The organism is Alphaproteobacteria bacterium, from assembly GCA_020638555.1.
GTDB lineage: Bacteria > Pseudomonadota > Alphaproteobacteria > Bin95 > Bin95 > JACKII01.
Genome location: JACKII010000001.1, coordinates 1,323,163 through 1,335,783, shown reverse-complemented (window position 1 = coordinate 1,335,783; position 12,621 = coordinate 1,323,163). Strand labels below are relative to the sequence as shown.

The 12,621-nt window shown below is 70.0% G+C and carries 7 protein-coding genes; all 7 read left to right on the top strand.

Translation table 11 applies throughout. The features are described 5' to 3' along the window. The first annotated feature begins 2 nt into the window (after positions 1-2). Positions 3-3,263: an error-prone DNA polymerase gene (locus H6844_06085; GenBank protein MCB9928966.1), complete on the top strand. Its 3,261-nt coding sequence runs from the start codon at positions 3-5 to the stop codon at positions 3,261-3,263. Positions 3,264-3,433: 170 nt separating this feature from the next. Continuing rightward, positions 3,434-4,480, top strand: a complete 1,047-nt coding sequence (gene gtdA / locus H6844_06080; GenBank protein ID MCB9928965.1) for a gentisate 1,2-dioxygenase — start codon at positions 3,434-3,436, stop codon at positions 4,478-4,480. Positions 4,481-4,506: 26 nt separating this feature from the next. Beyond that, positions 4,507-5,124 carry a glutathione S-transferase family protein gene (locus H6844_06075; protein ID MCB9928964.1) on the top strand — a complete coding sequence of 206 codons (618 nt, stop codon included), beginning with the start codon at positions 4,507-4,509 and terminating at the stop codon, positions 5,122-5,124. A gap of 436 nt (positions 5,125-5,560) precedes the next feature. After that, entirely contained in the window at positions 5,561-6,454 is an 894-nt protein-coding gene (locus H6844_06070; GenBank protein ID MCB9928963.1) for a sugar kinase, read from the top strand. Positions 6,455-6,612: 158 nt separating this feature from the next. Next, entirely contained in the window at positions 6,613-7,455 is an 843-nt protein-coding gene (locus H6844_06065) for a DMT family transporter (GenBank protein MCB9928962.1), read from the top strand. Next, the gene (locus H6844_06060) at positions 7,455-8,480 is read left to right on the top strand and encodes a D-cysteine desulfhydrase family protein (GenBank protein MCB9928961.1); all 1,026 of its coding nucleotides are present in this window, start codon (positions 7,455-7,457) and stop codon (positions 8,478-8,480) included. The genes H6844_06065 and H6844_06060 overlap by 1 nt, the downstream gene beginning before the upstream one ends. A 591-nt stretch (positions 8,481-9,071) precedes the next feature. After that, complete coding sequence (locus tag H6844_06055) at positions 9,072-12,602, top strand: cadherin-like domain-containing protein (protein ID MCB9928960.1); 3,531 nt, start codon at positions 9,072-9,074, stop codon at positions 12,600-12,602. The last annotated feature ends 19 nt before the right edge of the window (positions 12,603-12,621 follow it).

Here is a 12,621-nt window from a genome sequence, read left to right as displayed (position 1 = left end):
CGATGGCCGCCTATGCCGAACTCGGCGCGCAGAGCAATTTCAGCTTCCTGGAAGGCGCCTCGCACCCGGACGAACTGGCCGTGGCCGCGGCGGCGCTCGGGCTTTCGGCGCTGGCGATCTGCGACCGCAACAGCCTGGCCGGCGTGGTGCGCGGCCATGTGGCGGCCCGGCGGGCGGGGCTGCGCTATGTGGTCGGCGCCCGGCTGGACCTGGTGCGGGACGTGGCGGCTTACGCGGCCAAACCGCTGGGTCCGGACCAGCGGCCGCGACCGCCGGACGGGCCGAGCCTGCTCGCCTGGCCCGAGGACCGCGCCGCCTATGCCCGCCTCTCGCGCCTGATCAGCCGCGGCCGGCGGCGGGCGCCGAAGGGTGCCTGCTGGCTCGACCTCGCCGACATGCTGGAGCAGGCCGAAGGGCTGGCACTCGCCCTGCTGCCGGAGACGATCCCCGCCGCGGACGACGCCGATGCGCTGGCGGCGCGGCTGAAGGGCGAACTGGGCCATAACCTCTATCTCGCCACGCATCCGCGCTTCGACGGCAGCGACGGCTTGGCAGGGGACGCAGCACTGGCGGACCGGCACCGGCTGCCGCTCTTGGCGACCAACCGGCCGCTGATGCATGCCCCCGGCCGCAAGCCACTGGCGGACGTGCTGGCCTGCATCCGCCACCGCACCCCCATCGACCGGGCCGGCTTCCTTCTGGCCGCCCATGCGGAGCGCCACCTGAAACCGCCGGCGGAAATGGCCCGCCTGTTCCGCGAACGGCCGGAGGCGCTCGCCCACACGCGGACGTTGGCGGAGCGCTGTACCTTCTCGCTGGACGAACTGCGCTACGAATACCCGGCGGAAATCCTGGTCGCAGGCGAGACCGCCCAGCAGACCCTGGCCCGCCTGACCCGCGAGGGCGCGGCCCGGCGCTATCCGGCGGGCGTGCCGGCCAAGGTGACGGATGCCATCGCGGGCGAGCTGCGCCTGATCGAGACGCTGGGCTATGCGCCCTATTTCCTGACGGTCACCGACATCGTCCGCTTTGCCCGCAGCCAGGGCATTCTCTGCCAGGGGCGGGGCTCGGCGGCGAATTCGGCCGTGTGCTACTGCCTGGGCGTGACCGCGGTCGATCCGGCGCGCATCGACCTGCTGTTCGAGCGCTTCGTCTCCGCCGCCCGCGACGAGCCGCCGGACATCGACGTCGATTTCGAGCACGAACGGCGCGAGGAGGTGATCCAGTATCTCTATCGCCGCTATGGCCGCGACCGGGCCGGGCTGACGGCGACGGTCGTCACCTATCGCGGCCGCGGCGCGCTGCGCGATGTGGGCAAGGCCATGGGCCTGTCGCCGGACACGGTGGGCGCGATCGGCGGCCGCCTCTGGGGCTCGCACGACACCGACGTGGTGGAACAGCGCGTGGCCGAGGCCGGCCTGGACCCGACCGACCGGCGCATCGCCCTGACCCTGACGCTGGCGCGCGAGCTGATGGGCTTTCCGCGCCATCTCTCGCAGCACACCGGCGGCTTCGTCATCGCCCGCGACAGCCTGGAGGCGCTGGTGCCGGTCGAGAACGCCGCCATGGCCGAGCGCACGGTGATCGAATGGGACAAGGACGACATCGACGCGCTCGGCATTCTGAAGGTGGATGTGCTGGGCCTCGGCATGCTGACCTGCGTGCGCAAGGCGTTCGACCTGTTGCGCACCGACTATGGCCGCGACCTGGGCCTTGCCAGCCTGCCGGAGGGCGACTGGGCCACCTATGAAATGCTGTCGCGCGCCGATTCCCTCGGCACGTTCCAGGTGGAAAGCCGGGCGCAGATGTCGATGCTGGCCCGCCTGAAGCCGCGCAATTTCTACGATCTGGTGATCGAGGTCGCCATCGTCCGGCCCGGGCCGATCCAGGGCGACATGGTCCACCCCTATCTGCGCCGGCGCGAGGGCCGGGAGAAGGTGGAATTCCCCTCGCCGGACCTGGAACGGGTGCTGGGCAAGACCCTGGGCGTGCCGCTGTTCCAGGAACAGGCGATGAAGATCGCCATCGTCGCCGCCGGCTTCACCCCGGACGAGGCCGACCGGCTGCGCCGGGCCATGGCCACGTTCAAACGCGGCGGCGACATCGGCAAATTCTACGACAAGATGGTCGGCGGCATGGTCGCGCGCGGCTATGACCGCGACTTTGCCGAGCGCTGCTTCAAGCAGATCGAGGGCTTCGGCACTTACGGCTTTCCCGAAAGCCATGCGGCCAGTTTCGCCCTGCTGGTCTATGTCTCGTCCTGGCTGAAATGCCATTATCCGGAAGTGTTCGCGGCCGCCCTGCTGAACAGCCAGCCGCTGGGCTTCTACGCCCCGGCGCAGATCGTGCGCGATGCGGCCGAACACGGCGTGCGCGTGCTGCCGGCGGATGCCAACGCCAGCGATTGGGACTGCACGCTGGAGCCCGGCGCCGGGCCGGGGCCGGCACGGGGCTCAATCGGCTGGGGCGTGACCGCGGCCCGGCCGGAGCGCTCGTTGCGGCTGGGGCTGCGGCAGATCAAGGGGCTGCGCGAGGCGGATGCCGCCGCCCTGGTGGCGGCGCGGCCCGCCGGCGGCTATGGCGCGGTCGCGGAGCTGCGGGCGCGGGCGGGGCTCTCCGCCGCCGCGCTGGAACGCCTGGCGGAGGCGGATGCGTTCGGCTCGCTGGGGCTGAACCGCCGGCAGGCGCTCTGGGCCGTGCGGGCGCTGCCGCCGTCGGTCGAGGACCTGCCGCTGTTCGCCGCCGCCGGCGAGGGCCGGGCGGAGCCGGCGGTGCTTCTGCCCGAGGCCAGCCTGGGCGAGCAGGTGGCGGAGGACTATCGCCGCCAGCGCCTGACGCTGCGCCGGCATCCGCTGGCGCTGCTGCGCCCGCGCCTGCCCGAAGCCGCGCCGAGCAACCGCCTGCCGCACCTGCCGGCGGACCGTCCGGTGACCGTCGCCGGCCTGGTGTTGGTGCGGCAGCGGCCGGGCAGCGCCAAGGGCGTGATCTTCGCGACCCTGGAGGACGAAACCGGCATCGCCAACGTCATCGTCTGGCCGAAAGTGTTCGAGGCGCACCGGGCCATCGTCATGGGCGCGCGGCTGCTGTGGGTGCGGGGGCGGTTGCAGCGCGAGGGGCTGGTGATCCACGTGGTGGCCGAGCGCCTGGAGGACCGCTCGCACTGGCTCGGCGACCTGGACGGCCCACCCACCCCCGCCGATACGGCGGTCCGGCCGGAGCAAGGCCGCAAGCGGTTTCCGGTGCCGTCGCGGGATTTTCATTGAAAGGGCCGGCATCGCCACGGCCTTATCCCACGGAACCCGTGGCGATTTTGGCGAAGTCCGCCGACCCGAATCCGGTAACGGGCTGGCCAACGCGGCGCTACCGCATCCGGTTTCGGTCTGATAGGCTGACCACCTGTTCCCACCCCCCCGCGAGGGAGGCCCGCCGCCCCATGGCCCCACCCGCCGACACTCCTCCCGCCGACACCGCGGCCGAGCGCGCCGCGTTCTACGACACGATCCGGCCCCAGTCGCTGACCCCGCTCTGGGAGGTGATGGCCGGCCTGATCACGCCGGAGCCGCAGTCCGGCTGCCGGCCGGTGCACTGGTCCTATCCGGCCGTGCGGCCGCACGTGCTCGCCTCCGGCGCCATCATCTCGGCCGAGGAAGCCGAGCGGCGGGTGCTGGTGCTGGAAAACCCGGGCCTGGCCGGCCTGAGCCGCGCCACCACCTCGCTCTATGCCGGCCTGCAACTGGTGCTGCCGGGCGAGATCGCGCCGGCCCATCGCCACGCCCAGACGGCGCTGCGCTTCCTGATCGAGGGCGAGGGCGGCTACACTACGGTGGCGGGCGAGCGGGTCACGATGCGGCCCGGCGACTTCGTCATCACGCCCACCTGGGGCTGGCACGACCACGGCAATCTGGGCGACGGGCCGGTGGTTTGGCTCGATGGCCTCGACATTCCGATGATCCAGTTGCTGGACACCAGCTTTGCCGAACGCTCGGCCGAGAAGGCGCGCACCCCGACCGAGCCGCCGGGCGCGAGCCTGGCCCGCTATGGCAGCGCCATGCTGCCGGACGAAACCCCGCCGGGCCAGACCTCGCCGGTGTTCCACTACCCTTACGACCGCTCCAAGGCCGCGGTTGCCGCCGCGCCGCTGGATGCCTGCCACGGCCGGCGCCTGCGCTATGTCAACCCGTTGACCGGCGGCCACGCCATGCCAACCATGGCCGCCTATCTCCAGGCCTTCGACGCCGGCTTCGAGACCCGGCCCTATCGCGCCACCGACGCCACCGTGTTCTGCGTGGCCGAGGGCGAGGGCGAGAGCGAGATCGGCGGCGAGACCTTCCGCTGGGGCCCGGGCGACGTCCTGGTCGCGCCCAGCTGGGCCTGGCGCCGCCACCGCGCCCGCACCGACGCCGTCGTCTTCGGCTTCTCCGACCGGGTCGTGCAGGAAAAGCTCGACCTCTGGCGCGAGGACCGCGGCAACACCCCCTGACCCTCCGATCGCAAAGGCGAACCCCCATGCCCCGCATGTCCCTTTATATCTCCCCGACCTCTCCGTTTGCCCGCAAGGCGCGCATCGTTGCCCACGAACAGGGCCTGTCCGGCCAGATCACCGAAGTGCCGTCGCAGCTCCGCACCGCCGAAAACGAGGTGCTGGCCCACAGCGCCACGGGCAAGGTGCCGTGCCTGGTGGTGGAGGACGGACCGCACCAGGGGCTGGTGCTGGTCGAGTCCACGGCGGTGTCGGACTATCTGAACCGGCTGGGCAACCCGTCCCTGTTGCAGCCGGAGGGCGACCCCGCCTACTGGCAGGACAAGGCGCTGGACGGCTTCGCCCACGCCTTTCTCGACTCGATCGCCTGGCGCACCCGCGAAGGGCGGCGGCCGGAAAACGAGCGCTCCCCCGGCTTCGTCGCCCTCGAAACCGAACGGCAGAGCCGCTGCTTCGATGCCCTGGAGGCGCAGGCGGACGCGCTGGAAGCGCGCGAGATCAGCCTCGGCCGCATCCTGGTCGCCGTGGCGCTGGACTTCTACGACCGCCGCATCGGCGAGGACTGGCGCACGGCCCATCCGCGCCTGGCCGCCTGGCAGGCCCGCATGGTGGACCGCCCCTCTTTCCGCGCCACCGACGCCTGAGGCGCCAGGTGTTTCCCGGACGGGGCGGAGCGCCGATCCGGGACCGGCGGCCGTCATCGAACACCCAAGGCGCCGGTGTTCGCTCGCCGCAACCGGCCCCGGATGGCGGCTCCGCCACCTCCGGGGTACAGAAGCCTGTCGGGCGAGGCAGTTCTGCGACCGCCCCTCCTTTCGCGCCACCGACGCCTGAGGCGCCCGGTGTTTCCCGGACGGGGCGGAGCGCCGATCCGGGACCGGTGGCCGTCATCGAACACCCAAGGCGCCAGTGTTCGCTCGCCGCGACCGGCCCCGGATGGCGGCGCCGCCACCTCCGGGGTACAGAAGCCTGTCGGGTTTCCGGTTTTGTCCGGGGCGGTTCGCGTGTATTTCCGTCCCTACGGGTTGTCCGCGCGCCCTCGCCCGGAGACCGTCGTTCGCGATGAAAGGCTCCGATCCCATGTCCCGCCATCCGCTCGTCTGTGTCGGCGAATGCATGCTGGAACTCTCGGAGCGCCCCGACGGCACGGCGGTCCGGGCCTTCGGCGGCGATACGCTCAACACGGCCATTTATGCCGCCCGCAGCGGCGCGGACGTGCGCTATGTCACGGCCTTGGGCGACGACCCGTTCAGCGCCGATATGATCCATGCCTGGCGGGACGAGGGCATCGACTGCCACGCGGTCCGACGCATACCCGGCCGCGTGCCCGGCCTCTACTGGATCGCCACCGACGCCCTGGGCGAGCGCAGCTTCTATTACTGGCGCGACGCCGCCCCCTATCGCGACCTGTTCCGCGGCCGCGACGCGACCGCCGCGCTGGCCGACCTGCGCCAGGCGAAATGGCTCTACCTGACCGGCATTTCGCTGGCGGTGCTGGACGTGGAAAGCCGGCTCGCCGTGTTCGAGGCCATGCGCGAAGTGGTGGAGGCCGGCGGCCAGGTCGCCTTCGACATCAATTACCGCCCGCAATTGTGGGAGGACCTGGCCGAAGCCGCCTCCACCCTGCAGATCGCGCTCGCCTGGAGCACCATCGCCCTGCCGGGACTGGACGACATGCGCACGGTGTTCGGCTCGGCCACCCCGGCCGCAGCACTGCGCCAGTTGCAGAGCTTCGGCGTGCAGGAGGCAGCGGTGAAGGACGGTGCGCGCGGCGTCCACCTGTCCGATGGCACGGTGCTGGCGGCCGAGCCGGTGGCGGCGGTCGTGGACACCACCGCGGCCGGCGACGCCTTCAACGGCGCCTATCTCGCCGCCCGCCTGGCGGGAGAGCCGGCGGAGGCCGCCGCCATGGCCGGCCAGCGCCTCGCCGCGCGGGTGATCCAGGCGCCCGGCGCCATCATCCCCCGCGCGTGACGCGGCGTTCCGGCAACCCGCCCGACCTCCGCCCGGCCCCCACCCCGCCCCTTGCCCTCCCGAAAGGTTGACGGGTGGAGGACTTGGGGGCTTCCCCTGGCGCGGCGCCCTGGTAGGCTCTCGGGCGGTTCACTCCTGCGGAAGGTCCGTCGGCGCCCATGCGGCCCATTCTCCTTGTGCTGCTCGCCTGCGCCTTCTTCGCCGCGACCAACGTGGTCGCGCGGCTGGTGGCGGAAACCCAGGCCGAAAACCCGATCCACCCGCTGCTGATCACCTTCGGCCGCTATCTGGCCGGGTTCCTGCTGGTGGCGCCGCTGCTGGCAACCCGGCATGCGGAGGCGCGTTCGGCGGTGCCGGCCATGTACCTGCTGCGCGCCGGCGGCGGCGTGATCTCGGCCACGTGCATCTTCATCGGCGTCGCGCATCTGCCGGTCGCCGACGTCACCGCGATCTCCTACGCGAGCCCGTTCTTCGCCCTGCTGCTGGCGGCGCTCTTTCTCGGCGAGCGGGTGCGCGGCGCGCGCTGGGGCGCGGTCGCACTGGGCTTTGCCGGCGCGCTGCTGATCACGCGACCGACGCCGGAGACGTTCCAGGCCATGGCGCTGGTGCCGTTCGCCGCCGCGCTCGCCATGGGCGTGGAAGTGACCTGCGCCCGCTTCGTCGCCCAGCGCGACGCCGTCGGCACGGCCATGGTCTACACCAATGGCGGCGGCCTGCTGATCACCGCCGCCATCCTGCCCTTCGTCTGGGCCGTGCCCACCTGGGAGCAGGCCGGCCTGATCGCGCTGATCGGCGCCATCACGGTCACCGGCCAGGTGTTGATGATCGCCGCCATGCGCGAGGGCGAGGCCAGCCTGCTGGCGCCGCTGTTCTATTCCACCCTGGTCTATGCCGCCGTGTTTGCCTTGCTGGCCTTCGGCGAGGTGCCGGCGGTCTGGACCTTGGGCGGCTCTGCCCTCATCATTGCCAGTGGCTTATGGCTCGCCCGGAGCAATTCGTGATGCAAGACCTCGCTTCCGCCCTCGCCCGTTTCCCGCAAGCCCCGCTCGGCCAGGCCATGGCAACGCCGCTGGAGCGGGCGCAGCGCCTGTCGGACCGGCTGGGGCTGGACCTCTGGCTGAAACGCGACGATATCGGCGGCCTCGGCATGGGCGGCAACAAGGTGCGCCAACTGGCCGTCTATCTAGGCGAGGCCATAGCCGAAGGCGCGGACACAGTGCTGATCACCGGCGCCGTGCAGTCGAACGTGCTGCGCACCATCGCCGCGGCCGGCGCGCGGCTGGGCCTGCGCGTCTGCCTGCAACTGGAAGAGCGCGTCGCGACCGACGATCCGCTCTACCACACGGGCGGCAACGTGTTCCTGGACCGGCTGTTCGGTGCGGAACTGCGCGCCTATCCGCACGGCGAGGACGAGGCCGGCGCCGACCGGGCGCTGGCCGCCTGGGCCGAGGAGTTGCGTGCGGCGGGCCGCAAACCCTATGTGATCCCGCTCGGCCCCGGCCACCGGCCGCTGGGTGCGCTCGGCTATTGCCAGGCGGCGATCGAGTATCGCGCGCAGTGCCGGGCGCACACGGTGCATGTGATCGCGTCGGGCAGCGGCGCCAGCCATGGCGGCCTGCTGTTCGGCCTGCGCGCGCTGGGCTGCCAGGACCCGGTGCTGGGGCTGTGCGTGCGCCGCGACGCCGGCGCCCAGATCCCGCGCCTGTTCGACCGCTGCCGCGAGATCGGCGAGTTGCTGGGGATGGAAAACCCGGTACACGAGGACGACATCGCCGTGTTCGACGACGCGCTCGCCCCCGGCTATGGCCGCCTGAGCCCGGCCCTGGTGGACGCCATCACCCTGATGGCGCGGACGGAAGGGGTGGTGCTGGACCCGGTCTATACCGGCAAGGTGTTCGCCGGCCTGCTGGCGCTGCGCCGCCGCCATGTCCTGCCCGATGGCGAGCGGGTGTGTTTCTGGCACACCGGCGGGGCGCCGGCGCTGTTCGCCTATCAGGGGCTGTGGGACGCCGGGCCGGCCGCCTGAGCCCAGAATCGCTCCGTCTCTGCTGTTCCCCATGCGTCATTGACACCCGACGGGTCCGGCCACCGGGTCCGAGGCCGACCCACGGCCGGAGAGTGGCATTTCGCCTCGCCCAGCGCCGCCACAGGCGTTGGGCATGCATTGCCGACAACCCGTACGTGTCGACTGAAATTATTCGCTTTCGGACCAAAACTTGTCCGGAGCGCACCGTCACCTGCGGTCGTACCGGAATTTCGTCGCCCGTTTTGTCGGGAACCGGCCCGCATCATCCGTCGCGCTACGCTCTTTCCCTTATTCTATACACAACCATACGTATGATAGAAGGCCCATTGGCAATCGGCTGCCCATCCCTATGATCAAGCCGCCGATACCCCAAAACGCACAAAAGCGGCGAATAACCTGGAGAAGGGTTCCCTAATGACCAAGCCTGATGGCGAACAATATTCGCTCGCGCATACGGGATCTTACGGATGCGGTTGTAGCGCCTGTAATGAAGCGAAGGGGCATTTTTCGCTCGACGATCTCGCCGCGCCCGGCCGCGATGGCACGCCGCCCGACGGTATGGACCCAATCGCGTGGCAGAAGCTGCACGATTTGAATATTTCCATATTCAACTTTGACGCGAACCTTCCGACCTATGACTCGCAACAGGCGACCGGCGGCAGCTTTCCGTACGACACCAACACCGGCGATGCGGACCAGGGCGTCGATGCCCTGATCAGCGGCAGCTACTGGCAGCAAACCGCGCTGACCTTCGGCTTCGCCTCCAGCGCCGCCGACTATGAGGCGAACTATTACGACAGCACCGCCATCGCCAGCGTCAGCGGCTTCAACGCGACCCAGATGGGCGTCACCTATGATGCGCTCGGCCAGTATGCCGCCATCAGCGGCCTGACATTCGAGGAATTGGGCGACAATGCCGGCGAACGGGTGATCGACGCGGACCTGCGCCTCGCCCGCTCGGACGCGCCCGGCACCGCCTATGCCTATTATCCCAGCACCAACCCGGTCGGCGGCGACGCCTTCTTCAACACCTCGGGCTATAACAGCCCGCAGATCGGCAACTACCAGTACCACACCTTCCTGCACGAGCTGGGCCACGCGCTCGGCCTGAAGCACGGCCAGGATACCAGCGGCCCGGGCGCGATTCCGTACGAGTTCGACTCGATGGAATACAGCGTCATGACCTACCGGTCCTGGGTCGGCAAGCCGCTGACCTACGGCTATGCCAACGAGACCTGGGGCTATTCGCAGAGCCTGATGATGCTGGACGTCGCCGCGATCCAGCGCATGTACGGCGCCAATTTCGCCACCAATGCCGGCGACACGGTCTACTCGTTCTCCACCACCACCGGCGAGATGTTCGTCGACGGCATCGGCACCGGCACGCCCGGCGGCAACCGCGTGTTCCGCACCGTCTGGGACGGCAACGGCAACGACACCTACGACTTCTCGAACTACACCACGTCGCTGAATGTCGACCTGACGCCCGGCGGCTATGTCGACCTGGACGCCAACGGCAACTTCCAGCGGGCCATGCTGGATTTCGGCTATGCCGGCAACCCGGTCACCTATGCCCGCGGCCACCTGTTCAATGCCCTGCAGTATCAGGGCGACGCGCGCTCGCTGATCGAGAACGCCAAGGGCGGCAGCGGCGACGACGTCTTCACCGGCAATGCCGCCGACAACACGTTCACCGGCAATGGCGGCAACGACATCTTCCTGGAAAGCGCCGGCAACGACACCTATCTGGGCGGCACCGGCCTCGACCAGCTGGTGCTGACCGCGAACTACTCTGCCTACTCCTTCGGCCTGTTCGGCGAATTCCTGGAAGTCACCGCCGCCGACACCGACCGGGTGGAAAGCAGCGTCGAGACCCTGGTGTTCGCCGACGTGACCGTCTCCTGGACCGACATCGCCGCGACCTTCGCCCCGAATATCGCGCCGACGGCGAGCGACGACGCCTACCGCGTCACGGAAGACGTGGTGCTGACGGGCGGCAATGTGCTGGCGAACGACAGCGACCCCGACGCCGCGCCGCTGGCGCTGAGCGTCGCCGCGGTCAACGGCTCGGCCGCGAATGTCGGCAGCACGATTGCCCTCGCCTCGGGCGCGCTGCTGACGGTCGCGAGCGACGGCAGCTTCGTCTACGACCAGAACGGCGCCTTCGACGCCCTGAATGTGGGGCAGACCGGCACCGACAGCTTCACCTACACCGCGAGCGACGGCAGCGATACCGCCTCGGCCACGGTGACCATCACCATCGACGGCGCCTTCGACAGCCTGCCGCCGGTGGCCGTGAACGACACCGTGACGGTGGACGAGGACGTGGTGCTGTCGGGCTTGGCGGTGCTGGCGAACGACAGCGACCCCGAAGGCGACCCGCTCAGCATCACCATGCTGGACGGCCAGGCCGTGATCGCCGGGGATACGGTGATGCTGGCCTCCGGCGCGCGGGTCACGCTGAATGCCGACGGCACCGTCGCCTATGACCAGAACGGCGCCTTCAACGCGCTGGACGTGGGCCAGACCGGCGCCGACAGCTTCACCTACACCATCACCGACGGCAACAAGAGCGACCAGGCGACCGTTTCCATCACCATCAACGGCGCCTTCGACAACCAGGCCCCGGTCGCGGTCAACGACGCGTTTTCCGGCGACGAGGCCGGCCCGATTGCCGGCAATGTGCTGGCGAACGACAGCGACGCCGATGGCGGCGTTCTCGCCGTGGCGGCGGTGAACGGCAGTGCGGCGGCCGTCGGCAGCACCATCGCCCTCGCGTCCGGCGCGCTGCTGACCGTGAACGCGGACGGCACGTTCAGCTACGACACCAACGGCGCGTTCGATGCGCTGGTAACCGGCCAGAGCGCCAGCGACGGCTTCACCTACACCGTGGTGGACGGCCAGGGCGGCAGCGACAGCGCCACGGTCGCCCTGACCATCGCCGGTGTCTCGCCCCAGACGGTCGCGGAGCCCGTGCTGATCGATTTCGAGGGCGTGCCCGCCGGCGGCTATGCCGGCGAACACAATCTGATCTTCGCCGGCCTGACCGTGGTTGCCGGCACGGCGCTCTCGGGCGCGGCCTATGGCGCGACCGGTGCCGACGGCCAGTTCGTCATCACCGCCGGCGGCGCCGACTTCGACTTCGACGCGGCGTCCTTCATCTCCGCCGGCGGCCGGGTGCGCGTCGACATTGCTGCCTATGACGACGGCGTTCTGGTGGGCACCGACAGCTTCAACGCGTTCGGCAACCGCAGTGCCGACCGCGCATTCTCGACCGCGTTCGATTCCATCGACCGGGTCGAGATCAGCGCCAGGGGCGAGATCTACGCGGACAACCTGGCCTTCACCACCCACACGGAGATCCTGCCCGGCGGCAACACGCCCCCGGTCGCCCACAGCGACGCCTTCACCACGACCGAAACCGCGACGGTCTCCGGCAACCTGCTGGCCGACAACGGCTTCGGTGCGGACAGCGATCCGGACGGCGACCCGCTCGCCCTGGTCTCGGTCGAGGGCGACACCGACGGCAGCGTCACCCTGGCCTCCGGCGCGCTGGTGCTGTTCGACCCCAGCGGCAGCTTCAGCTACGACCCGAACGGCGCCTTCGACAGCCTCTATGACGGCCAGACCGCAACCGACAGCTTCACCTACCAGATCAGCGACGGCCATGGCGGCAGCGACATGGCGACGGTCACCGTCGACATTGCCGGCGCCGGCACCCCGCCGCCGGCGCCGATCGCCACGGTGATCGACTTCGAGGGCGGCAGCGCCGACCAGGACGGGTTCGTCTTCACGAACCTGGTGCTGACCAACCGCCAGACCGGCGTGGTCAGCGGCTCGTTCGCCGGCGAAAGCGTCGGCGACAGTTTCAGCTTCGCCCGCAGCGATAGCGCCCATTTCGACTTCGACAGCGGCTTCTTCACCGCCGTCAGCGGCAAGAGGGTCGACCTGCTGATCGAAGGCTATGACAACGGCACGCTGGTCGGCTCGGAAACCGTGCGCATCCAGGACCACAAGGAAACCGGCCTGCACCTGAGCGATGCGATGTTCGACAATGTCGACCATGTCGTGATCACGGCCTCGGGCGGCGTCATCGTCGACGATCTGGGCCTGTTTCATTAACGCCGCGCCGGCCTGAAAC

Excerpts from the sequence above, each read along its gene's own strand:
- H6844_06065 (MCB9928962.1), top strand. The coding sequence starts at position 6,613 with ATGCGGCCCATTCTCCTTGTGCTGCTCGCCTGCGCCTTCTTCGCCGCG.
- H6844_06060 (MCB9928961.1), top strand. The coding sequence starts at position 7,455 with ATGCAAGACCTCGCTTCCGCCCTCGCCCGTTTCCCGCAAGCCCCGCTC.
- H6844_06075 (MCB9928964.1), top strand. The coding sequence starts at position 4,507 with ATGCCCCGCATGTCCCTTTATATCTCCCCGACCTCTCCGTTTGCCCGC.
- H6844_06085 (MCB9928966.1), top strand. The coding sequence starts at position 3 with ATGGCCGCCTATGCCGAACTCGGCGCGCAGAGCAATTTCAGCTTCCTG.
- H6844_06070 (MCB9928963.1), top strand. The coding sequence starts at position 5,561 with ATGTCCCGCCATCCGCTCGTCTGTGTCGGCGAATGCATGCTGGAACTC.
- gtdA (MCB9928965.1), top strand. The coding sequence starts at position 3,434 with ATGGCCCCACCCGCCGACACTCCTCCCGCCGACACCGCGGCCGAGCGC.